This window comes from Actinomycetospora succinea (assembly GCF_004363095.1).
Lineage (GTDB): Bacteria > Actinomycetota > Actinomycetes > Mycobacteriales > Pseudonocardiaceae > Actinomycetospora > Actinomycetospora succinea.
Genome location: NZ_SNYO01000011.1, coordinates 16630 through 39664 on the forward strand (window position 1 = coordinate 16630; position 23035 = coordinate 39664).

General features: G+C 69.6%; 16 protein-coding genes. 9 read left to right on the forward strand and 7 right to left on the reverse strand.

The genetic code is table 11. The features are described 5' to 3' along the window. Window positions 1-211: 211 nt before the first annotated feature. From EV188_RS26455 to EV188_RS26485, 7 genes are all read right to left on the reverse strand, one after another. Window positions 212-1336, reverse strand: a complete 1125-nt coding sequence (locus tag EV188_RS26455; RefSeq protein ID WP_133829334.1) for a glycosyltransferase — start codon at window positions 1334-1336, stop codon at window positions 212-214. After that, on the reverse strand, window positions 1333-2580 hold the full coding sequence (locus EV188_RS26460; protein ID WP_133829335.1) for an O-antigen ligase family protein: 1248 nt from the start codon (window positions 2578-2580) through the stop codon (window positions 1333-1335). The genes EV188_RS26455 and EV188_RS26460 overlap by 4 nt, the downstream gene beginning before the upstream one ends. Next, window positions 2577-3830 carry an MATE family efflux transporter gene (locus tag EV188_RS26465; RefSeq protein WP_133829336.1) on the reverse strand — a complete coding sequence of 418 codons (1254 nt, stop codon included), beginning with the start codon at window positions 3828-3830 and terminating at the stop codon, window positions 2577-2579. The genes EV188_RS26460 and EV188_RS26465 overlap by 4 nt, the downstream gene beginning before the upstream one ends. Beyond that, entirely contained in the window at window positions 3827-4786 is a 960-nt protein-coding gene (locus EV188_RS26470) for a glycosyltransferase family 2 protein (protein ID WP_133829337.1), read from the reverse strand. The genes EV188_RS26465 and EV188_RS26470 overlap by 4 nt, the downstream gene beginning before the upstream one ends. Beyond that, window positions 4774-6276: a tyrosine-protein kinase domain-containing protein gene (locus EV188_RS26475; RefSeq protein WP_133829338.1), complete on the reverse strand. Its 1503-nt coding sequence runs from the start codon at window positions 6274-6276 to the stop codon at window positions 4774-4776. Before EV188_RS26475 ends, EV188_RS26470 begins: the two co-directional genes overlap by 13 nt. Before the next feature lie 98 nt (window positions 6277-6374). After that, window positions 6375-7787: a sugar transferase gene (locus tag EV188_RS26480; protein WP_243742019.1), complete on the reverse strand. Its 1413-nt coding sequence runs from the start codon at window positions 7785-7787 to the stop codon at window positions 6375-6377. A 907-nt stretch (window positions 7788-8694) separates the two neighbouring features. Further along, complete coding sequence (locus EV188_RS26485; RefSeq protein ID WP_133829340.1) at window positions 8695-11991, reverse strand: ATP-binding protein; 3297 nt, start codon at window positions 11989-11991, stop codon at window positions 8695-8697. Window positions 11992-12124: 133 nt separating this feature from the next. On the opposite strand from EV188_RS26485, the gene EV188_RS26490 reads away from it, so the two are divergent. From EV188_RS26490 to EV188_RS26530, 9 genes are all read left to right on the forward strand, one after another. Beyond that, window positions 12125-12976 carry a hypothetical protein gene (locus EV188_RS26490; protein WP_133829341.1) on the forward strand — a complete coding sequence of 284 codons (852 nt, stop codon included), beginning with the start codon at window positions 12125-12127 and terminating at the stop codon, window positions 12974-12976. A gap of 512 nt (window positions 12977-13488) precedes the next feature. Then, window positions 13489-14352, forward strand: coding sequence for a sugar phosphate nucleotidyltransferase (locus tag EV188_RS26495; protein WP_208114382.1), 864 nt, complete (start codon window positions 13489-13491; stop codon window positions 14350-14352). A 329-nt stretch (window positions 14353-14681) separates the two neighbouring features. Continuing rightward, window positions 14682-16640 (forward strand): glycosyltransferase, encoded by a 1959-nt coding sequence (locus tag EV188_RS26500; RefSeq protein WP_166660095.1) that lies wholly within the window; start codon window positions 14682-14684, stop codon window positions 16638-16640. 281 nt (window positions 16641-16921) lie between these two features. Beyond that, a complete protein-coding gene (locus tag EV188_RS26505) occupies window positions 16922-17653 on the forward strand; it encodes a DUF2334 domain-containing protein (protein ID WP_166660096.1) in 732 nt (243 codons plus the stop codon). 14 nt (window positions 17654-17667) lie between these two features. Next, a complete protein-coding gene (locus EV188_RS26510) occupies window positions 17668-18825 on the forward strand; it encodes a glycosyltransferase family 4 protein (protein ID WP_279536774.1) in 1158 nt (385 codons plus the stop codon). Continuing rightward, window positions 18822-19799 carry an NAD-dependent epimerase/dehydratase family protein gene (locus EV188_RS26515; RefSeq protein WP_133829345.1) on the forward strand — a complete coding sequence of 326 codons (978 nt, stop codon included), beginning with the start codon at window positions 18822-18824 and terminating at the stop codon, window positions 19797-19799. Before EV188_RS26510 ends, EV188_RS26515 begins: the two co-directional genes overlap by 4 nt. Window position 19800: 1 nt before the next feature. Then, window positions 19801-20952, forward strand: a complete 1152-nt coding sequence (locus tag EV188_RS26520; protein WP_133829346.1) for a DegT/DnrJ/EryC1/StrS family aminotransferase — start codon at window positions 19801-19803, stop codon at window positions 20950-20952. Further along, a complete protein-coding gene (locus tag EV188_RS26525; protein WP_166660098.1) occupies window positions 20853-22085 on the forward strand; it encodes a DegT/DnrJ/EryC1/StrS family aminotransferase in 1233 nt (410 codons plus the stop codon). The genes EV188_RS26520 and EV188_RS26525 overlap by 100 nt, the downstream gene beginning before the upstream one ends. Window positions 22086-22207: 122 nt before the next feature. Further along, window positions 22208-23002, forward strand: coding sequence for a class I SAM-dependent methyltransferase (locus EV188_RS26530; protein WP_166660099.1), 795 nt, complete (start codon window positions 22208-22210; stop codon window positions 23000-23002). Window positions 23003-23035: the final 33 nt, after the last annotated feature.

Below are 23035 nucleotides of genomic sequence, written 5' to 3' on the forward strand. Positions count from 1 at the left end.
CTCGGTGATAGCACCCCAGACAAGGGTGAGGAGGCCTGAGCCAACGGCAGACCTGAACCGGTTGGACAGACCCTCCATGAAGTCGCAGTTGACCTCGAACGCAACGACCCGGTAACCCTTCCTCAGGTAGTACGCGGTGTCCTCACTAAGATGGCACCCCACGTCGAAACGAGATCGCGCGCCTGACGCATGCCCCGGACCAGATCAGCGATCATCGATTACCCTCCCCCACTTCCAGCCGCTTACCCCTGAGGGCGATCTCGTACTGGTCGACGACCCGCTGGGTCATGATTTCCAAGCTGCAATTCTCGACGAAGTACTTCCTCGCCGCTGGACCTAGCGCTGCGAGGTCGCCGGTCGCATAAACGGCCGCAACCTTTGCAGCGATCTCGCTGGCGGACAGACTCGGGTCGTACAACACTCCCGTCTCGCCATCGATTATCACGTCGCGGCAGCTGCCCACGTCGGGCGTGACCACAGCCCGTCCGACGCCCATGCCCTCGAGGATGGTGAGAGGAAGCCCCTCGCGCTTACTGGTTAGCAGGACCACATCCGCAGCGGCGATCTCCGACGCGACCTTGGTCGACACACCAGGGAAAGACACGTGGTGCTCGGGTCCTGCTGATCGCACGAACTCTTCGACGTCGGCCCGCAGAGGGCCGTCACCGAACCACCGAGCCGAGCAGGCAATGCCCAACCGCCGAAGCGCGGCCACGACATCGACGAAGCGGAACGGATCTTTCTCCTCTGACAGCCGGCCGATGCCCACGATCCGAAGTTCTGGTTCGCCGACTCCGGAGCGTGCACGCTCACGTTCGCCAGGATCGACGACAGCGTTCGTGACCACACTGATGCGGTCGGGCCGCCGTCCGAACCCTTCCTCCAGCATCGCGCGCACTTGCGAGCCGCAAGCGATGAGCCGATCTCCACGAAACGACGCCATGCGAGCGACCGGCGTCGGCTCGAAAAGACTGTGAACGTGCTCAACGACAGGCACTCCCGAACCCACCAAAGCGAGCCGGGCGAGTATCGACAGCGCACGTTGGTGCACGTGCACCACTTGCCACGAGCCGTCTCGAACTGCTCGCCTGATCGCGCTGACCCACCGAAGGTTGCCCACCAATCCGCCGCGAGGCTCTAGCTCGAACCGGCGCACGCCATCCGGGACGTCCCCCCACAGGGCTCCACCGAGTTCGGCCATGACGCCTACCCGATGGCCCCTGCTGTGGAGGTCGACAGCAAGGTTGACGACGACGCGTTCCACACCGCCGACCACCAGATCGTCGTTGATCTGCAGCACGCCCGAACGCGGCGCCGAACCGGAAGCTGAGCTCATGAGGCGGTCCCCACGAGCCGTCGAGACGGCCGCACGCTGCCCAGGTCCGACACCAACTGGCGCTCAGTCGCGAAGAGGAGCGCCGCCCCAAGCACAAAGAATCCAAAGAAGTTGGTTGACGGCGACTCCGTGAGATTCACGAGCACCAACGCCATCGCCACTGCGACACTCCATGCCGAGAGCTGGATGCGATCTCGAACGAAGGCCCGGACGGCCAGGACGATCGCGCCGAGCAACGCAATCACCAGCAACACGAGTCCAACCAACCCAAGCTGCAGCATCATGTCGAGATACCCGTCATGCGAGTGGTACATCTTGAATCCTGCTGCACGCCACATGCGTTGCGTATCAGGCAAGCCCTCTCTCCACGCAGCATTCCAGCCGAGCCCCAGCAGTGGGCTTCGCTCGATTTGTTCGAGAACCGCCGGCCAGACGTCCGTCCGACCCGTGAGCGTCGAATCGCGGCCGAGGCCGCTGACGATCTCAGCGAACGAGAAGATTGCCATGTAGACGAGTGTCAAGATCGACGCCAACGAAAGAGTTCCGATGATGACGCGTGAGAACCCTGTGAACCGACGGACCCACCGAAGAACAACGATGACGAGAGCCGTTCCCAACGCCGCCACTAACACCGTTTGCGATTGAGCAGCGAGAAGACACGCCACGCTGAGGACCGTGTCCATCACGGTCACCCGCCGAGAGCGAATCTTCCGCAACGCTACGAAGGTCGCCAACGCGATCAACGCCATGAATGCCAGCAAGTTTCGATGGACAAACAAGCCTTTGAGCGCCCCGGTCTGATAGTTCTCATCGACCAGACCGACAGACGGAACTACGATCGCAGTGAGAATGGACACCAAGAGGACGACCCTGAAAGCGACGGCAACAACTTCAAGAAACTCTTGCTGAGACATCACCCGGCGCACCAAAGTCGTCGCAGTAATGAGTAGCACGATCGCTGTAGCAGCTGGTAATGTCGAGAAAGGTGCGACCGACCATATTGTGCTCAAGATACAGGTCCCACCGAGAGTGGCCAGAACGGCTGCCCGGAGACCGGCCTCGTAACGTGGGGCAGACATAAGCGCGAGTAACGAAACGGTCGCTGCGGCGAAGATGATGGCGATGTCCGCCCCCTCGTAGGGCGCGACACTGGCCAGACACACCATTACGATGATGAGAAGATGAAGAAATCTGCGACTCGGTATCGAGCCTGCCGTATCCTTTGCACTGGCGAGAGGCTTCATGAAGCCAGCCTTGACGACTCACGCGCGAGCGACTGACGGGCCCGAACCGCGAGCGGTATCGAAAAGAACGCCGCCCCGAACGCAAGGCCTGCAGCACCGCCAGGAGCACCCCAGACGGCCGCGCCCAGCAGCACTGCGGCGAGGCTAATAGGACTTGCGATCAGTTTCCATCGTACCTCGAACCCTAGCATTCCTGCAGCCCGGAGGTACGGGCCGAATGACGCTCCGATCAGTGACCCGAGCATCGCGGCGCCGGATATAGGCACCAAAGCCCACGCAGCGGGCCATGAATCACCGATCACGCCCGACATGAACTCGACGGGGACAGCCAGGACGAGCGCGGTGAGAACGAGAGTTGCGAGAGCGAGAATCGCGCAGACCTTGATGCCGAGGGCATACGCAGAGCGCTGCTGCCCATCTCGAACCCGAACCACCATAGCGGGCTGAACAAGCGCGATACTCCCCATGACCAGGACTTGGACCGGGGCGAGCGGCAACTGCGCAAGACGGACTAAGCCGAAGGCCGCGGGTCCCGCGACGGCCGCGACCACGAGTCCACCACCCATGCTCACCGATTGCGTCAGCGCGAAATCGATCGAGCTCTTCGAACCGATGGCTCGGGCGTCTTTCCACCACGCCGTAGCCCCGCGGACGTGCGGCCACGCGTGACTTCGCCACATCGCTGTGAGCGCGCCGAGACCGGCGAAGAACGCCCATACCACGATGAGGGACAGCAGCGAAACAGCGTCGAAAGCGACGAGAAATGCGCACCCGGCCCACACTCCGCCGGTCCAGATCGCCGTGCTGATGAGCGCAAGGCTCTCGTCAGCGTTGGCGTAACACAGCCAACGAAGCGCGTCCTGCACCAAGATGGGAATCAGGAGCAGTCCGAGCGCGGCGAGACCTCTGGGGAGATCGAGGAACACCGACGATGCCATGCCGGCCAAGGCAAGTAGCACCGAACCCGCTACGGCGAGGACCAGGACTGCACCGAGAGCCTGCCGGGTGGCCGGGCTGTGTCGGCGCATGTCCGATGTCGAGTGCTGCAGCGTATAACCATCGATGAGGGCGGCCTTGGAGAGGCCAGCGGCGATCAGGCCGATGAACATGGCCGTAGAAAGAACGCCGAACTGCGGGAGGTCGAGGGTGCGGGCGCCGATCCAGGACAACGAGAGATTGCCGAGACTCGACAATCCTGCGTCCGCGATCCCGATCGTCGCTCGGCGGGACCCTCGCCTGCCGATCGTCATCCCCTTCTCACTGCAGCCGACCGCACGCCGTTCAAGAATCGCCTGACTCGGTCGGGGACCAGCCACGTCGCGAGGAACTGAGTCACGTCGATCGCCCGCGGCTTGCCAGACAGTCCATTACGGGCGATTTTCGCGAAGGCCCGCAGCGACGGTCGGCGGCGCGCGATACGCGACACCTCGGTCAAGCAGAACGCACTAAAGGCCCGCTCGCCGAGCACCGTTCGACGATCACATGCCCACGCCAAGGAATCTGGCCAACGTGCGGAATTGCTCAACGAGATACCCTCGGCGACATGGACGACCGCAAGAGTTTCGGGAACGACGACAAATCGCGCTCCGCGCGCCTCGAGCCTCAACATCCAGTCGAGGTCCTCGTGCTGGCGAAGGCTCGTGTCAAAGGGCGTGTCGATGGCGATGGCTCGGGGCACCATGAGGGTCGGCGTTGGCAGCCAGCCCTCTCCGGGTGAGCTCCTCAGAAAGAGGTAGTCGGCAACCCGCTCATCGGGACGTATGGGTCGAGTCGGCCAGATCGTCGATGTCCGCGCCGACCGCCGCTCAACCATGCTACTGACGACGATCGCCTGGTGTTCACCAATGGCGCCGGCTTCAGCAAGCTGACGTTCGAGCTTGTTCGGCAACCATTCATCGTCATCGTCGAGCAGGGCGACCCAGTGTCCGCCCGCTTCGCGGATGCCGAGATTCCGCGCAGTCGCGCCCGCGTCGTTCGACCCGCCGCCCGTACTCAGGATGTGCACACGGGCGTCCTCGAGCTTCCTGACCTCAGCCACGTCGGCCTCGTCCGTACCGTCGAGAACAACGAGCACCTCGTATGGCGCACTGGTCTGCCGCAAGGCGCTCTGCACAGCGCGAACCACCAACTGAGGCCGGTTGACCGTCGGGATCACGACGCTGACCTCCGCCGATGGCGGGTGCTCCTGACGGGTCAGCTCGGCCATGTACGCGTGACCTCTGTGTCGTCCTCGGTGGGGTTCGTAGGCCGTCGGTGCGCCGGTACCGCAGCAGAACCGCGGGGTCGCGGCGAGGGATGGCCAGCGATCACCGCTTCGCGGTGCTGGTCGGGCGGCACCTGGAGCCCAGCCGCCGCTGGGGCGGAGTAGCCGCCGTACTCGCCACCCCCTGACTCGGGCGCCATAGTCAAGATCGTTCCCAGAGGTTCGACCGACACAGCACGGAGCGCTCCTGCCGACCGCGCGACCTGCCAGGTCTTCGTCGTCTTGAAGCGGCAGACGAGGAGCGCCCCGTCGGTCGACGGAGCGATAGCCGCAGCGTCTGTGACAGGAAGGAGCGGGGGCGAGTCGACGACGACGAAGTCGTACCGTGCGCGCGCTTCATCGAGAAGCTGCCTCATCTGGCGACTCGCCAGGAGCTCGCTCGGGTTGGGGGGCTGCGGACCACTCGGGAGGATGTCGAACGAGCGCTGCCATGTCTGAACAGCTGCTTCCATCCTCATTCGCCCAGCAAGGACGGAGGTGAGACCCACTGCACTCTCTAACCCGGTCGCGTCGGCGAGATGAGGCCGACGGAGGTCCGCGTCGATCGCCAGCACGGAGTGACCGGCGGCCGAGAGCGCTAGAGCAAGATCGATCACCGTCGTGGTCTTGCCTTCACTCTGGACCGAACTAGTCACCAGGAGTACTCGCCGCGGTCTGTCGACGTCGACGAACTGAAGGTTGGTTCTCAGCTGCCGAAAACTCTCTGCCCTCGCGCTGAAACGCTGGCCGCTCTGGTCGAACTGTCCGGCAGCAGCGCGAGCGTCGTACGGGATGTCCCCCAGGTTCGGTGCTTCCGACGCGAGCCTCAGCGCCTCACGCGACGAGACGGACGTGTCCAACGAGTGCCTCGCGACAGCTGCGCCAAGGCCGATGACGAGCCCTGCGGCGAGCCCGAGAAAAATCGTGATCGGGAGGCCCGGCGAAGACGGCGAGTCTGGGAGCGGAGCCGGTTGGACGAGCCGGACACTCACCGGAGCAGGACTGCCAGGCCCACCCTGTCTCTCGAGGTCGTACACGGCCTCTGCGGTCACGATTCCGACCGTGTCCGCGATCCGGGCTGCCTGCGCCGGCGAGGGATCCGTCGCCGAGACGTTGATGATGATCGAGTTGAGAGCAGACGTCGCCGTGAGCTTCTGTGCGAGCTGCTCCGGTCGGTACGGGAGCCCCAGGCGTTCGATCGTCTCCATAGTGACTCGGGGACTCGTCGCGAGCTCTGTGTATGAGGAGACACGCTGCTCGGAGAGCTGAGCAGCCTGGAACGCCTCCTGCGTTCCGCCGGTGGCCTGCGCAGACACGTAGAGGGAGGTCTCGGCGGTGTACTGCACGGGACGGACGAAGAACACGGCAACGGCCGCAGCCACGCCCAAGACGACCGCCAGGGTCACGAGGACCCAGCGTTCCTTGATCGCGCGCAGGTAGCTCTGCAGAGTCATGGTGGCCCCCCGACCGTGCTACGTCCGTTATCTGGTCGTCACCGCAGGGACGGTACCGCACCCACTCGGGCGACCGACTGGCCGTCACTCGTCGGTGGTCAGTAGGCCCCTCGGCCGCGCATCACGGCGCCGACGGTCTTCAAGAGGATCGAGGCGTCGAGGGCCGGCGACCAGTTCTCGACGTAGCGCAGGTCCAGCCGGACCGACTCCTCCCAGGTGAGGTCCGAGCGGCCGCTGACCTGCCAGAGGCCGGTGAGCCCGGGCCGGACGAGGAACTTGCGGCGGGCGTCGTCGGCGTAGGTGGCGACCTCGCGCTCGAGCGGCGGGCGCGGCCCGACCAGCGACATCGAGCCGCCGATGACGTTGAACAGCTGCGGGAGCTCGTCGAGCGAGAGCCGGCGCAGGAAGCCGCCGATTCGGGTGATGCGCGGGTCGCGCTTCATCTTGAACAGCGGGCCCGAGCCCTCGTTGGTCGCGGCGAGCTGGTCGACCAGCTTGTCGGCGTTGACGACCATTGAGCGGAACTTGATCATCTGGAAGCGCTGGCCGGCGCGGCCGACGCGCTCCTGGCGGTAGAACACCGGGCCGCCGTCCTGGCGGATCGCGAACGCGAGGAAGAGGAAGACCGGCGCGAGCAGAACCACCAGCGCGATCGCGGCGGTGCGGTCAATGATGTTCTTGGCGATGCGGGCCGGGCCGCCCCAGCGGGGCTCGGTGAGGCGCAGCAGCGGGAGGCCGTCGACCGGCGCGACGTGCAGGCGGGGCCCGGTGATCTCCATGAGGCCCGGGTCGACCACCAGCTCGACGCCCTCGCCCTCGAGGTCCCACGCGAGGCGGTGCAGGCGCTTCGGGCCCCAGCCCGGCGCCGGCGCGACCGCGACGACCTCGATGCCGAGCTCGCGGACGTGGCGGGCGACGTCGTCGAGGTCGCCGATCACCGGGACGCCGGCGATCTCGGTGGAGCCGGCGGTGCCGGTGGAGGTGCAGGCGGCGACGACGGTCCAGCCGTGGTGCGGGACGCGGCGGGTGCGGGCGACGAGGTCGGCGATCGAAGCCTCGGACCCGACAACGAGCACCGAGGACATGCAGCGGGCGTCGCGGCGGGCGCGGTGCAGGAGGCGGCGGACCGTGTAGCGGCCGAGCAGCAGTGCCGCGCCGGTGGCGGGGATGACCCCGAAAATCCAGGGTCGGACCGCGTCGACCTTCAGTGCCATCCCGGCGAGCGCGAGGACGATCGCGGCAACCGCGGTGCCGCGCAGGACCCGGTTGAACTCCTCGGAGCCCTGGCCGAGCACTCCGCGGTCCCAGGCACGGAAGACCAGGAGGCCGGTGAGGACGAGCGCGGCGGCGACGAGGTTGAACTGGGCGGAGGGCCCGAGGCCCCAGTCGCCGACCATCGTGGCGATGCCGGCGACCAGGGCGATGACCGCGAGGTCGGTCGCGACGACGACCCGCGCGAGGCGCTGCTGCCAACGGCGCGAGCTCGTGCGGACGGTGACGCTCGGTGACATCGTCTCTAGGCCGCGAGGAGCAGGGAGCGCTACCTCGACCGATTCCATCATGTCGCGTCCACCAGCCACTTCGACGTCCCCCCGAATGGTGACGGATGGCGTGGAGCCACCCGACCGACTGTCTATGCCGGGGAGGCTCTTCGTTGAACTTCGAACCCGGCGTTCTTGTCCCGCTATCGCCTGATCTCTGTTGTGTCGTTACACAGCCCGTGTCCAGTCCCGGTGGCGTGTCTTCGCGACACGCCGTTGCATGTGACGCCCCTTCACCCGTTCAGCCCTGTGTGGTCTACATCGCATTGCCGCTCGGTAACGCTCGGACGATGACGATCCGACCTACGACGACCTTGGAACTATCCCTCGAACGAGGTACTAGTCCGTGTCGCGCCGATGGGTGCACGAGGGCGCGAGAACGTCGCGACACGCTCGTCCCTTGGGCCGTAAGGGGCGTTGCCATCTGCACGCTCGGCCCATCGGAAGAAGTCAGTGAACACCAACCAGCTCTTGCAGAGCGTGACCGGCGCGGCCGACCGAACTCTCGCTCCGGAGGACGGGCACGTCCTCGGAACGCAGACCGTCGAGGCGCTGCGAGGCCACGCGTGACGGCGAGTTGGGCGCGTACCGCCGTGCAGGGGCTCCGTCTGGTTCGCGCGCAGGTCGATCGACCGAACCATCGGCCCACGGTCCCGTCCCGTCACTAGCCCGTTCGGACTACGCGCAGGACGGAGTCGTCGGAGCGCCGCGAAAGGTGGCTGAAAGCGCGACGGGTTCTGCTTCCGTCACGGGCCCTGGCCCGACGGTCGGAGGGAGCGAGCCGATGCGCATCGCCTCGCGGGCCCGTCAGGGCAGCCGTCAGTCAGGGTCCGGGGCCACGGGTGAGATCCCGGTCAGGCCTGGCGAGGGGGGTACGTCAGGGCGGCGGGAGCAACCCGAGCGGACGGGCGTCCGGCGGCAGGGTGGGGACTCCCGCCGGACGCCCCACCGAACCTCCCGTGGGGAGCCCGCGCACGACGCGGGCGAAGGCCCGCGCGGCGTCGGCCCAGGGCGCCCAGCCGAGACCGTCGGCAAGGGCCGCGGCCTGGGCGAGGAGCTTGCGGGCCTCGGTGCGCTCGCCGAGCACGGCGGCCACGAGGCCCTGGTAGAGCGTGATGGGCCCGAAGGTCGCCGAGCCGATCCCGACCACCACCACGGCGTCCGCATCGGGCGGCAGGTCGCGGCGGACGACCTCGGCGGTCGGGACGTCGCCGAGCGCGAAGGCCGCACAGGCGGCGAGGCAGAGACCGGGGCGGTCGAAGAGCGCGCCCTCGCGTCCCTCGCGCTTGCGGTGCCAGTCGGCGAGGTGGTCGCCGGCCGTGTCGAGGTCCTCGGCGACGGCCGCGTCGACGGCCGCGGCAGCCGACCAAGCGGCGACCAGCGGGTACATGGCGGCCGCGCCGGCGGGCAGGCCCTGCAGCGAGGGCAGGGTGCCGCTCAGCAGGTGCCGGACGAGCAGGTGCACGCCGTAGGCGCCGACGGCGTCGGGCAGGCCGAGCTCCTGACCCCGGTGCAGCGCGGCGAGGGCGGCCTCGTCGGCCTCGGCGGTGTCGCCGCGGGCGAGGGTGAGCCCGGCGTCGAGCAGGGAGACCATCCACATCGTCCGGGGACGGTGGCGGTCGACGGCGAGCGGCTCGAGGTCGCGGCGCGCGGCGAGGGCCTCGTCCTGGCGCCCGGTGGCGAGCAGGGCGGCGATGCGCAGCTCCTCGGCCTCGAACCACACGGCGTCGTCGCCGGCCTCGGCGGCGAGCCGACAGGCCTGGTCGCAGACCGCGAGCCGCTGGGTGGCGGGGACGGGCGCGTCGACGAGGTGGTTGGCCTCGAGGACGCGGACGCCGGCGAGCAGGCGCCGGTCGCCGAGGCCCTGGGCGGCGAGGGCGAGCAGCTCGGGCAGGGCGGTCGGGTCGCCCACGTCGCCGTGGAGCTGCTCCTCCTCCAGGATGAGACTGCGCAGCACCTCGGCGCGCTGCCGGTCGGAGAGCGGCAGTGCCCGAGCGCGCCGGAGTCGCCGGGCGCGTCGGGGGCGCCCGGCGACGCTGATCCCCATGGCGTCGTGCCCGACGGCGGCGACGACGGCGTCGTCGATCTCGCGGACGTTCGGCGTGGCCTCGCTCTGCTCCGTGGCGAGCGCCTGATCGACGACCTCGTCGAGCACGTCGTCGGCGTCGTCGTGGCGTCCCAGCGCCTCCAGCACCAGCCCCCGGTACAGCGCGAGGGTGCTCGGCCACGACGTCTCGAGCACCGCGTCCAGCTGAGCGAGGGCTTCCTCGAGCGCGCCCTGGCGGTACGCGGCCGTGCCCGCCGCGAGCCGGGCGTCGCCGAGCTCGCGGGTCGGGACCAGCGGCCCGGCCCCGGCGGCGTGGCGCAGCAACGTGAACGGCTCGGCGCGGCCGGCCTCGACGAGGACGCGGTACCGGGCGTCGTGCAGCGTCTGCGCGCTCGCCGGCGGGACGGCGTCGAGCACGGCGTCACGGGTCAGGGCGTGGCGGAAGGCGAACCCGTCGGCGGTGGCGGCGAGCAGGCCGCGGTCGGCGGCGACGCGCAGCTGCGTCGACAAGGTCCGCGGCGTCGCCTCGAGGACGACCCCGAGCGCGGGCAGCGAGAGCGGCGCGAGCACCGCCAGCGCCTCGAGGGCCTCCCGGGCGGCGGGGCCGAGCCCGGCGAGCTGGTGGTCGAGCAGGGGACGCAGGCGCCCGGGGATGGCGGTGGCGAGCTCGTCGCAGGCCTTCTCCCCGTCGGGCTCGTCGAGGCCGGAGAGCGACTCGATGAGGGCGGCGACGTGCAGGGCGTGCCCGTGGGTGCGTTCCCACAGGGCGGTCGCGACCCGCTCGGCGCCGTCGGGGGCGAGGCCGGAGAGGTCCCGGACGACGAGGCCGCGCACGGCGGCGCGGGCGAGCTCGGGCAGACGCAGGTCGGTGACGGCGTCGAGCAGCGAGAGCTCGGCGTGGGTCGCGCTCCAGGCCGGGTGGGCCTGACTGTCGGGCTCGCGGGCGGCGACGAGCACGACGACGCCGGCGGGCAGCCCGAGGCGGGCGAGGCCGCGCAGGGCCGCGAGCGTCACGGAGTCGGCGTGGTGGGCGTCGTCGATCGTGACGAGGACGGGGCTCGACAGGCCGGCGAGCCGCTCACGCAGGGCACGGCCGGGCGCGGGCTCGGCGGAGTCGACGGGGTCGACGCCGAGGTCGGCGAGCGCCTCCGCCCACGCCGTCCACGGCGGCGAGCCGGCGTCGCACGTGCCGCCGCCGACGACCGCCCCGTCGGCCTGCGCCTCGTCACGGGCGGCGCGCAGGAGAGCGGTCTTGCCGATGCCGGCCTCGCCGGTGACGAGCAGGACGGCGCCGTGGCCGGGGGTGTCGACGAGGGCGCGGACAGCGCCGAGCTCGTCCTCGCGACCGAGGAGTGTGGCTCTCGGTTGGCGGCTCGGCGCGGGCGCCTGCAGGCGCAGGGCGAGGTCCTCGATCTCCACGCCGGGCGCGACGGCGTACTCGTCGTGGAGGAAGCGCCGCGTCGCGGCGAGGACGTCGAGGGCCTCGCCGGTGAGGCCCTGGCGGTGCAGCCCAGAGGCGGCGACGACGGCGAGGCGCTCGCGGGAGCGGTCGGCGGCGAGGTCGCCCAGGACCAGGTCGACGGCCTCGGCGGGCCGGTCGAGGTCGAGCAGCGTGGCGCCCATGCGCTCGAGCAGGCGCAGGCGGCGGTCGAGGGCGCGGGTGCGCTCGGCGTCGAGGCGCGGGCCGACGGGCGTGCCGGCGAACGGCTCGCCGCGCCAGGTGGCGAGGGCGGCGGTGCCCTTCTCGAGCACGGTGTCGCGGGTGGCGTCGGCGGCCAGGGCGGCCGCGGCGTCGTCGTGGAAGCGGTGGAGGTCGACGGCCTCGCGCGGGAGGTCGAGGCGGTAGGTCTCGCCGATCGGCGGGATCGGGAGCCGCGTGCCCTCGTCGGGAGCCTCGCGGCGCAGCCGGCTGACGAGCACCTGCAGCGCGCCGTCCGGGCGTTCGGGAAGATCCTCGCCCCAGATCTCGTCGATCAGGGCGGGCACCGCGACGGTGCCCCGGCACGCGGAGGCGATCAGCGCAAGGAGGGTGCGCAGCCGGCGTCCCGGCCGCGCTACCTCACCGGACGCGCCCTCGATGGCGACCTCGCCCAGCACGCGGATGCGGATGCCGTCCGACGATGACAACGAGCCTCCAGGGACACACACCGTGACCGGAACTGCAGAGCGTACGGCCTTCCGGGGTATCGATCCAGGCGAGGTACGGCCGGGGGACCTACTCCTGGTCACTCAGATTCCGGGCGAGCCGTTGGGTCAGATGATGGAGGCTCTCGACGGCACGCGCTTCTCGCACTCGGGGATCGCGACGCGTATCGACGACGGAACCGGTCCGGCCACCCACCTCGCGAGCGCCCTGGCGACCGAGCTCCCCGACACGGGCTTCGACATCGGCGGCGTGCGATGGGACGAGTTCGCGACGTTCTGGGGCAAGCACCGCGACCTCTACTGCATCCCGATGACCGACGAGCTGCGCGCGCGGGCGCTGGCGTACCTGACGCAGTTCGAGCCGGAGCCCGACAAGGAAGGCAGCTTCTCGTTCCTCAAGCTCGTCACCGTGGCCGCCGGGCTGCGGTCGGTGGAGCTGGAGCCGCGGTGGCCCGACCTGGCCGAGCGTCTCTTCGGCGCCGCCCGGGACGTGGCGCAGGCCTGGGAGGCGACGAAGGACGACCCGAGCTACTACTGCGCCGAGCTCGCCGCGCACGCCTACGGCCGGCCCTTCACCCGCGCCGAGATGGTCCCTGCCGCGACAGGTCTCGGGAACGGGCTGCAGGAGTGGTCGTGGATCGGACGGCTCGTCCGCGCGTGGGGCGAGCGGGTCGACGACGGCGGCGATCCGACGCGGGCCGAGACCTGGGCTGCTCTGTTCTCGCTCGTCTTCAGTGAGGACTGGGACTTCGTGTCGCGGGCCGTCGGCGCGTCGACGCGGTCGAGCTTCTACCTGCTCGGCGGGGTGCGGGGCTCGGTGGTGACGCCGCTGCCGCTCGCCGACCCGCCGGCGGACCACCCGGGACTGGCGCACACGGGCGTCGAGATCCCCGCCGCGCTCGTGACGCCGCGGATGCTGTGGGCGGCGTTCGGACGGGACGCGATCCGACGGGTCGAGAAGTCGTAGTCCGCCGCTCACCGGGCTCGCCGATCTTCGATGAGGCCCGCGATTCGATCTCTCCGTGTTCGTTCGTACGCTACTGGACTATCCAGGCGAATGAGTAGTCATTCACTGCGCTTGAAAGCTCTGCGTAAGCAGTGACCATCCTCGTTTCGATCAAGACCTCGAGTCACGACAAGACGGGATCGTCGACAACCGGTCACCTGGAGCGTACGGAGCGTCGTTCGAACAACCCTTTCGTCGAATCGCCGCAACGAAACGTAGCGATAGGACAGCGATACGTGACCTCCCGACGACCTCGCTTTAGGGGCTACCTTGCGTAGTCCGCGACTGCTACCTTCCACATCGGCATCACCCTAACGGGGGCATTCCAAGGAAAGTGTTACCCCTCGTTGCGGGTAAGGCTGTGTGACGTGATCAATCGTGTCTGTTCGGATGACGTCACGCGGGCGGCAAGGGGGGCCGCGCCACGCGTGTATTCGCTGTGGGTCGGGAGCCGATGCGGGAGGGATGAATTCGTGACGCTTGCCAAGGACTGCCGTGAGGACTTTGCGTCCTCCGTCGTCACGGCGACGGACACCGACGACGACTCGACATCTCGAGCCACGCGATCGAGTCGTGATCGTTCGCGAGATGCCACACCGAAGCGCGCTGTCGTGCTCGCCGGCGGTGTGGGCGCACGGCTCCGGCCGTACACCGCGGTCATTCCCAAACCGCTGATGCCGGTGGGTGACCGCCCCATCCTCGACATCGTCATGCGCCAGCTCCGTCGGCACGGGTTCGAACAGGTGACCGTGGCGACGGGACACCTCGCGCAGTTGATCGAGACCTTCTTCGGCGACGGCTCGAACTACGGAATGAAGATCGATTACTACCGCGAGGACGAAGCGCTGGGCACGGTGGGCGCCTTGGCGTTGATCGACGAGCTCGACGTCCCGTTCCTCGTGATGAACGGCGACATCCTCACCGATCTCGACTACGACGAGATCCTGACGAAACACCTCGACGGTGGTGCGGCGGCCACGATCGCGGTGACGACGAAGACGATCCAGGTCTCGCTCGGCGTCATGCACTTCGGTGACGAGAGGGATGCTGATCGCGTCACCGACTACGTCGAGAAGCCGACGCTCGACTACGAGGCATCGATGGGCGTCTACTGCTTCAGCCCTCGGGCCATCCGCTACATCAGGCCGGGAGAACGCCTCGACTTCCCCGACCTCGTGCTCCGGTTGTTGCGCGCGGGTGAGGTCGTCAACGCATGGCGCCCCGACGCCTACTGGCTCGACATCGGTCGTCACGACGACTACGAGCAGGCGATGGAGGAGTTCGAACGGATGCGGCCGCGCCTCCTCCCTGACGACACGGAGGCGCTCCGGCGATGAGCCCGTCTCCCGCACCCGTCGTCTGCGTCGGATTCGCGGAATGGGACGCGGAGCTCTGGACCAACCAGCAGCACCTCATGAGCCGGCTGGCGCGAGACCGGCAGGTCCTCTTCGTCGAGTCGCTGGGGCTGCGGCGACCCCAGATGGCCACGCGAGATCTCGGTCGTCTCGTCCGTCGTCTCGTCCGTGGGCTCCGAGGGCCACAGTGCAGAGACGGTGTCTGGGTCCTGTCTCCGTTGGTCCTGCCGTTCCACGGCCACCCCGCCGTTCGCGCACTCAATACCGTGCTCCTCCGGACCGCGGTCCGGCGAGCGGCACGTCGACGGGGTATGACCCGACCGATCCTGTGGACCTACGTGCCCCAGGCCGAGGTCCTCACCACGGTCCTGCGCCCGCGTGCCGTCATCTATCACTGTGTGGACGACATCGCCGAACAGAAGGGGGTGGACGGCGACGCGTTCCGGCGGGCCGAGGACCGCTTCGTGCCGATCGCCGACGTCGTGCTGGCGAGCGCCCCGAACCTCGCCGAGAGACTGCGGGAGCACCACGACCGGGTCGTCCACGTCCCCAACGTCGCTGACACGGCACTGTTCGCGACCGCTCGCTCGGCAGGCCCCACAGACGAGGCGCTCGCCGAGCTCCCGCATCCCCGGGTCGTGTTCGTCGGCGCGGTCGTGGCGACGAAGCTCGACGTGGAGCTGATCGTCGCGATGGCTCGGGCCCGTCGTGAGTGGACGATCGTGCTGGTCGGGCCGGTCGGCCTCGGCGACCCGTCGACCGATGTGGGTGCGTTACGCGCGGAACCGAACGTTCGACTCGTCGGCGCGCGACCCCATCAGGTGTTGCCCGAGGTGCTGCGCGGAGCCGACATCGGTGTCATCCCGTACGCACTCAACCCTCTGACGGCGTCCATCTCGCCGATGAAGGTCTACGAGTACCTCGCCGCCGGACTCCCGGTGGTGGCCACGCCTCTGCCGAGCCTGGCCGGCCTCGAGGACGTGACCGTGGCTCACGGTGACGAAGGGTTCGTCGCGGCCGTCGAGCGGGAACTGCGCCAGGACGACGAGAGTGCTCGGTCCGCCCGCTCTGTGCGAGCGGCCGATCACTCGTGGACCCGGCGGATGACCGAGCTCGAGGAAATCCTCGAGGAGATCGAGGGCGCCGGGGCACGGCGGACGGTGCTGGCCACGCCGACGACTCCGAACGTCTCGTCCGGCGCCGGACGTCGGACGACCGGCATCATCCGCGCGCTCGCCGCCCAGGGGATCGTCGACGTCGTCTACCAGGACACCCGAGGTGGCGAGCCCGTTCTTTTCCGAGACCTTCCCACGGTCCGGCTCCACCCGGTCCGGCCGAGCCGAGGTCCTCGACGTGTGGCCGCCTATCTCGCGGCCCGCGGACAGGGCGTGCCGAAGGGCTTCGCACGCGGCGTCTGGCCGGGTCTTGCGGCTCGAGTCGACGCGTTGGACGACGGGCGCTGCCGGGTCGTCGCCGACGGCCCGGTGGCGATGGCCGCGCTGGCGCGTACCGCGCGCCGTCGGGACACGGTCTACAACGCCCACAACGTCGAGTCGTCGTTCCGCCACCTGATCGGCGACCCCGACGTGGGGTCACGGCGTGCTCTCGAGGCATTCGAACGCGCGGCCCTGGTCCGGAGCGCCCAGAGCTGGCTCGTCTCCGAGGCGGACATGAAGAGCGCATGGTCGCTCGCCCCGGGGGCGCGGCTCCTCCGAGTGCCGAACGTCGTGGAGGCCGGACATACCACGAGCCACCCGACGTCGGTGTCCCCCACCGTCGTGTTCGTCGGTGACGCCACCTACGAGCCCAACCGCCGTGCGGTTCACCTCCTGCTCGGGGAGATCGCCCCCGCGTTGGAGCGCCTGGTGCCCGCGGCCACCGTGATCGTGGTCGGACGCGGCACCTGCGACGTCGACCTCGCACCTCCGCCGAACGTCGAGCTGCGCGGGTTCGTCGAGGATCTCGACCAGCTGTACGCGAACGCGTCGTGCGCGGTGGTCCCGCTGACCGAGGGTGGTGGCTCGCCGCTGAAGTTCCTCGAGGCGCTCGCTCATGGCGTGCCGGTGGTCGCCACCTCACGAGCGGCTGTCGGACTGGATGGCCTCGTGCCCGGCGAGCACTTTCTCGAGGCCGAGCCGAAAGGCGATGCCTTCGCCGAGGCGGTACGCGAGGCACTGGAGCCGGCGATCGCGCTGAGGCTCGCCCGGGCCGGCCGGGAGATCGTCGACCGTGAATACTCCGTGCAAGCGCTGAGCCGGGTGCTCGCATGACGGGCACCTTGTCGCTCGACGAGCGACGGACCGCACGTCTCATGTTCGGCGCGGAGCTGGCTGCGGGCGACGTCGACGAGCGGACCCTGCTCGAGTCGGAACCCGTACGCGCCGCCGTCCGCGACAGAGGCGTCCCGTTCCTCCCGTCACGACTCGCCCATGCCGCCCTGCGCCGCAGCGGCCGACGGGACTTCGAGCGCGACGCCACCGCCGCGGCAGCGGGAGCCCGTCGTGCGGTGCTCGGGAGCAGCGGAGCACGACCCCCGCGGGTGCTGGTGCGCATGGACGAGTACCCGCACTGGCTCGCCGAGCGGGAGGGGCCTCGCTTCGACGATGCAGCCTTCGCCCCCTGGCACGAAATCCTCGCCGGTGCCGGGTGCCCCCACCTGATCGCGGTCGTTCCCCGCGTCGCAGACGACCCGGAGACCCGCGACGGGGCAGCCCGAGACCTCTCCGACGTCGAGGTCCGACGCCTCGCGGCGCTCGCCGACGACGGGGTCGAGTTCGGCCTGCACGGCTACGAGCACCGCACACGATTCCGGAATCCCAGGCTCCACACCGAGTTGGGACATCGCCCGCGGCGAGAGGTGGGTGATCTCCTCGATCGAGCCCTGGAGACGCTGCGTGAGCGAACCGGCCTGCAGCCTCGCGTCCTCGTCCCACCCTTCAACACCTTCGGCGCCCGCCAGTTCCCGGAGTTCGCCACCAGGTTCCGGGTCGTGACCGGTGGTCCGGAGTCGGTCCTCCGGCTGGGCTTCCACGCCGGGCCGACGTGGCGGGGCGACGCCGTGTACCTACCCGCCTATCCGCCGCTGTACGGCACCGCGGCCGACGTGCTGCCCGAGGTCGAGCGACGGATCGAGGACGAGACGGGCTTGTGGACACCCGTGGTCCTGCACTGGGGATGGGAGGCCGAGCGCGGATGGAAGGACCTCATCCGCCTCGTCGATGCCGTTGCCCCGTACGCGACTCGCTGGAGCGAGTTCCTCGACGCCGTGGAGATGAGCCGATGAAGGTCGTATCCGTCATGACGACCCACGCCGCCGGCGGGGCCGAGTTCGCGTCGATCGAGATGCTCGACGCCCTCGCCGAGGACGGCCACGAGACCGTCGTGCTGACCAATCGTCCTGATTTGGGCCGGGGCACGCGGGTCACCGTCCGCTCCGTCGACCTCGGACCGAAGCTGTCGGTCCGATCATGGCGTGCCCTGGTGCTCAAGGCGCCGAAGATCGTGCTGGAGTTGCGCGAGGCCCTCCGCCGCGAGGCTCCGTTCGACGTCCTCCTCGTGCACTACAAGAAGGAGCAACTCCTCGCGGCGCTGCTGCCGCGCCGTGTGGCACCGCGGATCGTGTGGGCCGAGTGGGGTCCGGTGCCCTACCCCCTGCGTCGCGGACTCCCCCGGCTCCTCTATCTCGCCGCCGCGCGGCGAGCCGCAGCCGTGCTGGCCATCTCCGAGGGCACGCGCCAGTCGGTCACCGACGTCGGGGTCCCGGCCGAGAAGGTGACCGTCGTCCCGAACGTCATGCGGACCGACGAGCTGGGGTTCACGGCCGCGGGGCGCGCGCGGGTCCGACTGGGGTTGGGCATACCTGACGACGCCTTCGTCGTCGGGTGCGTTTCGAGGTTCCACCCGAAGAAGCGCAACGACGTCGTCGTCGACGCCGTCGCGGCGCTCGACGACCCGCGCGTGCACCTCCTCCTGGCCGGGGACGGCGAGACGGAATTCGATCTGCGTGCCCGTGGCCGGGTGTTGGGCGAGCGCCTCCACATCGTGCCGACTCCGGGGGACGACGTGGCGGACGTGCTGTCGGCGACGGACGTCTCGGTCTTCTGCCCGTCACCGACCGAGGGCGCACCCCGCGCCGTGATCCTGGCGATGCTGGCCGGTCGGGCTTGCGTCTCCACCGGGCGCGAGGGCGTGCACGACCTCATCCCGCAGGACGGTGGGCGGATCTGCTCGCCCGAGAACGACGTAGAGGCCCTCCGGGGGGTCCTCGCCGAATACCGCGACGACCTGGACCTGCGCGAGCGCCACGGGGCGAGGGTGGCCGCGATCGCGCACGAGACCTACGAGCGACGCGCGGTCGCGCGTCGCGCCGCGGCCCTGCTGGGCCAGGACCGCGGGCCGCTTGTCACCACCCGGGCGACCGGATCGAACAACACGGAAGAGGTGCACGGGGGATGAGTCGGACGGCGCTGGTGACCGGGGGCGCGGGCTACATCGGGATGGAGGCATGCGCGGAGCTCGCCGCGTCGGGGCGCCGGGTCCGCGCACTCGATGTGCTGCTGCACGACCAGCAGGAGCGTGCCGAGGAGCTCCGGGCGCGCGGGGTCGACCTCGTGGTGGGCGACATCCGTGACGTCGATGCGCGTGCCACGGCGCTCGACGGGGTCGACGAGGTGGTGCACCTCGCGGCGATCGTGGGCGATCCCGCGTGTGCGGTCGACCCCGATCTCTCGCGCGAGGTGAACGTCGAGGGCGCGAGGCAGCTCGTGCGTGACGCCCGCGACCGGGGCGTGGAGCGTCTGGTGTTCGCGTCCACCTGCTCGAACTACGGTCGGATGGCCGACCCATCGGTGCCGATCACCGAGGACGGCGAGCTCGCGCCGGTCTCGCTCTACGCCGAGCAGAAGGTCGGGATCGAGCAGGCGCTGCTGTCCGAGGACTGGAGTCCGCTCGAGCCGACCTGTCTGCGCTTCGCGACCGTGTACGGGGTGGCGCCGCGGATGCGCTTCGACCTCACCGTCAACGAGTTCGCCCGCGATCTGTGGGCCGGACGGCACCTCGAGGTGTTCGGCGAGCAGTTCTGGCGCCCCTACGTCCACGTCCGCGACGCCGCTCGCGCTGTCCGCCACGTCCTCGACCAGCCTCTCGACAAGGTCAGCCGGCGTGTGTTCAACGTGGGTCGCTCGGGTGAGAACTACCGGAAGCTCGACCTCGTCGAGGAGATCACGAAGCAGACCGGGCACGGGACCGTCGGGTACGTGGCACGTGCGGAAGACCCGCGCGACTACAAGGTCTCGTTCGACCGCATCGCGGCCGAGCTCGGCTACGCGACCACGATGACCGTCCCCGACGGGATCACGGAGGTCATCGCGGGACTCGAGGCCGGCCGCTTCGGGGACCCTTTCGCCCGCGCGCACCGGAACACGGACTGACATGGCCTCCGGTAACGACCCCGCCATCCCGCTGTTCGACCTCCGGCTCAGCGCGGCCGACCTCGCGGCCGTCGAGGCGACGCTGCGATCGGGCTGGCTCACCATGGGTCCCCGGGTCGACGCCTTCGAGAGCGCCTTCGCCGCGGCGCTCGGCGCACGCCACGCCGTCTGCGTCTCCTCGTGTACCGCCGCGCTGCACCTCGCCTACCTCGGCGCCGGCGTCGGTCCCGGCGACGAGGTCATCGTCCCGTCCGTCACCTTCGCGGCCACCGCGAACGCAGCTCTGTACTGCGGAGCCACGCCGGTCTTCGCCGACATCCGCGGGCCGCACGACCCCGGGATCGACCCGGTGCAGGTGGCCTCGCTGATCGGTCCCCGCACTCGAGCGGTCTGCGCCGTGCACTTCGCCGGCTACCCGGCGGCGGTGGACGTGCTCCGCGAGCTCTGCCGGCAGCACGGCATCGCGCTGATCGAGGACGTCGCACACGCCCCCATGGCGACGCTGGGCGGCCGGTCACTGGGCACCATCGGCCTGGCCGGGGCCTTCTCGTTCTTCTCGAACAAGATTCTCTCGTGCGGAGAGGGCGGGCTCCTCCTCACCGACGATGACGACGTCGCTGCCCTCGCCCGACGGCTGCGCTCCCAGGGCATGACCAGCGGGACCTGGAGCCGCCACACGGGAGCGACCGACACGTACGACGCCTCCGGTCTGGGATACAACTACCGCCTCGACGAGCCACGGGCGGCCCTGCTGCACTCCCGACTCGAACGCCTCCCCGAGGACATCGACCGACGACGCGAGCTGGTGCGGCGATACCGGTCGCTCCTCTGCGGGCTCGACGGCCTGATCGTGCCCTTCCGCGACGAGGACGTGGCGACGAGCGCCTGCTACGTGATGCCCGTCCTCGTCGCCGACCAGGAGCGTCAGGGGCCCCTGCGCCGCCACCTCCGCGAGAACCGCTCGGTCCAGACATCCCTGTTCTATCCGGCGGTCCACGAGTTCTCCGCCTACGAGAAGCGGTTCGGGGAGCAGTCGCTGCCCGAGTCGGAACGGTGGGCCCGCTCGGAACTGACCATTCCGCTCTACCCGCACATGACCGTCGACCAACAGGACCGCGTGGTCGAGGCGATCGCGGAGGGACTGCACCGATGACCTGGACGGTTCCCCTCACCGACGTCGTGGTGACGGACGACGACGTGGCGGCCGTGATGGACTGCTACGCCTCCGGCTGGCTGACGATGGGCCCACGGACCCGGGCGTTCGAGGACGCCGTCGCGCAGTTCACGGGTTCCACCCACGCCGTGGCCGTGTCCAGCGGCACCGCGGCGCTCCACCTGGCCTGCAGGGCTGCCGGGATCGGTCCGGGCGACGAGGTCATCGTGCCGACGATGACCTTCCTCGCGACGGCACACGCCCCGCGGTACTGCGGGGCGACACCGGTGCTGTGCGATTCGGCGTCGCCGACGGACATGAACCTCTCCGTGGAGGACGTCTCCCGGCGCATCACACCGCGGACGAAGGCCGTCATCGCGGTGCACTTCTGCGGTTACACCGCGGACCTCGCGCCGTTGCGGACCCTGTGCGACGAGAACGGCCTGGTGCTCATCGAGGACATGGCTCAGGCCATCGGCGCGCGGTATGCCGACGGCCGACCGTGCGGGACGGGCGGCGACCTCGCGTGCGTGTCGTTCTTCTCCAAGAAGCAGCTCAGCGTCGGCGAGGGCGGAGCGGTGCTGACCGGATCGAGCGGCGCGGCCGACATCGTCCGGTCCCTGCGATCGCACGCGATGACGTCCGGGACCTGGGACCGGCACCGCGGTCACGAGGACTCCTACGACATCGTCGATCTCGGCTACAACTACCGCCTCGACGAGCCTCGCGCCGCGCTCGGCCTCGCGCGGATCCCGCGTCTCGCCGCCGAGATCGATGCACGCCGGGCGGCGGTCCTGCGGTATCGCGAACGCCTCGGCTTCAGTGAGCGGCTCACGCTGCTGTGGGACGACGAGGCCGTGTCCCGGTCGTCGCACTTCGCGTTTCCCGTGCTGACCGATACGCACGAGCTGCGGGTCCACCTGCGCCGCAGCCTCGCAGAAGCCGGCATCCAGACCACCCGGTACCCGGCTCTCCATGTCCTCGAGGAGTACGCGGGTCAAACGGACGCGAGCCTCTCCGTGGCCGAGGCGACCGCGGACCGGCACCTGTGCCTGCCGCTGTGGGCCGGCATCGACGACGACACGGTGGACCGCGTCTGCGAACGCGTCCTCCACGACGTGCGAGAGGCGTGAGCGACATGTCCGTGACGGAGAAGGTCCCTCGCACGGCGACCCGCCTCTCGTTCAAGGATTCACTGAAGAGCGCACTCCCCGTGCAGTGGCATGCACGGATGAGGTCGCTGGGACGTCTGCGGATGATCACGAAGCTTCGGGTGCTGGCGTACTCGGACGTGACGCTCCGGGACGTCCGGTGGGAGCACGTGCGATACGTGCTCTGGGACCCCGAGGTCGAGAGTCACACGTACGACGTCGCCAATGTCGACGAGCTCGCGGAGTTCCTTGCCGACCTGCTGGGTTGCGACGTCGGTACGGCGCGACGGTATCTCGACGAAGGTGTGCGTGACGTCGAGTTCGACGAGCGCTGGCGGTCCCGTCTGGGCCGGCGCCTCGATCTGAAGTCCCGCGCGATGCTCGGCAACCGCCTCCTCTGGTGGGGCCTGGTGCGCATCCTCAAGCCGGCCCTCTGCGTGGAGTGCGGCGTCTACAACGGCCTCGGGTCTCTCGTGCTCCTGCGGGCCCTCGAGCTCAACACCGAGGAGGGCCATCCCGGCGAGCTGATGTCGGTCGACGCCGATCCGGCGTCCGGATGGGTCGTGCCTCCTCGCCTGGCCGACCGGTGGGAGCTCATCGAGGGAACGACGGCGGACGTCCTCGGTCCCACGCTGCTCGGTCGGCGGGTCGACCTCCTCGTCCACGACACACCTCACACGGCTGAGAACGCCGAGCACGAGTTCGGGCTCGCGCTCTCCCATCGGGCGGCGCGCACGGTGCTGCTCGACTCGTCCGGCGGGCGCACAGGTGTGCTCCAACGTCTGTGCGAGGAGCAGGGCGGCCGATACGCGCGATTCGTCGACGTCCCGTCGAACCACTTCCGCCGTGGGAGCGGCACCGGTGTCGGCCTGTTCACCGAGCCGGAGGCGCCGTGCTGACGCGACCTCGGCGCCCGGTCGCGACCTCAGCCG

What these genes read in the sequence shown, in the direction of transcription:
- EV188_RS26455 (WP_133829334.1), bottom strand. Translation starts at nt 1,336, where the DNA reads ATGAGCTCAGCTTCCGGTTCGGCGCCGCGTTCGGGCGTGCTGCAGATC.
- EV188_RS26460 (WP_133829335.1), bottom strand. Translation starts at nt 2,580, where the DNA reads ATGAAGCCTCTCGCCAGTGCAAAGGATACGGCAGGCTCGATACCGAGT.
- EV188_RS26465 (WP_133829336.1), bottom strand. Translation starts at nt 3,830, where the DNA reads ATGACGATCGGCAGGCGAGGGTCCCGCCGAGCGACGATCGGGATCGCG.
- EV188_RS26470 (WP_133829337.1), bottom strand. Translation starts at nt 4,786, where the DNA reads ATGGCCGAGCTGACCCGTCAGGAGCACCCGCCATCGGCGGAGGTCAGC.
- EV188_RS26475 (WP_133829338.1), bottom strand. Translation starts at nt 6,276, where the DNA reads ATGACTCTGCAGAGCTACCTGCGCGCGATCAAGGAACGCTGGGTCCTC.
- EV188_RS26480 (WP_243742019.1), bottom strand. Translation starts at nt 7,787, where the DNA reads ATGTCACCGAGCGTCACCGTCCGCACGAGCTCGCGCCGTTGGCAGCAG.
- EV188_RS26490 (WP_133829341.1), top strand. Translation starts at nt 12,125, where the DNA reads ATGGAGGCTCTCGACGGCACGCGCTTCTCGCACTCGGGGATCGCGACG.
- EV188_RS26500 (WP_166660095.1), top strand. Translation starts at nt 14,682, where the DNA reads ATGACCCGACCGATCCTGTGGACCTACGTGCCCCAGGCCGAGGTCCTC.
- EV188_RS26505 (WP_166660096.1), top strand. Translation starts at nt 16,922, where the DNA reads ATGGACGAGTACCCGCACTGGCTCGCCGAGCGGGAGGGGCCTCGCTTC.
- EV188_RS26510 (WP_279536774.1), top strand. Translation starts at nt 17,668, where the DNA reads ATGACGACCCACGCCGCCGGCGGGGCCGAGTTCGCGTCGATCGAGATG.
- EV188_RS26515 (WP_133829345.1), top strand. Translation starts at nt 18,822, where the DNA reads ATGAGTCGGACGGCGCTGGTGACCGGGGGCGCGGGCTACATCGGGATG.
- EV188_RS26520 (WP_133829346.1), top strand. Translation starts at nt 19,801, where the DNA reads ATGGCCTCCGGTAACGACCCCGCCATCCCGCTGTTCGACCTCCGGCTC.
- EV188_RS26530 (WP_166660099.1), top strand. Translation starts at nt 22,208, where the DNA reads ATGATCACGAAGCTTCGGGTGCTGGCGTACTCGGACGTGACGCTCCGG.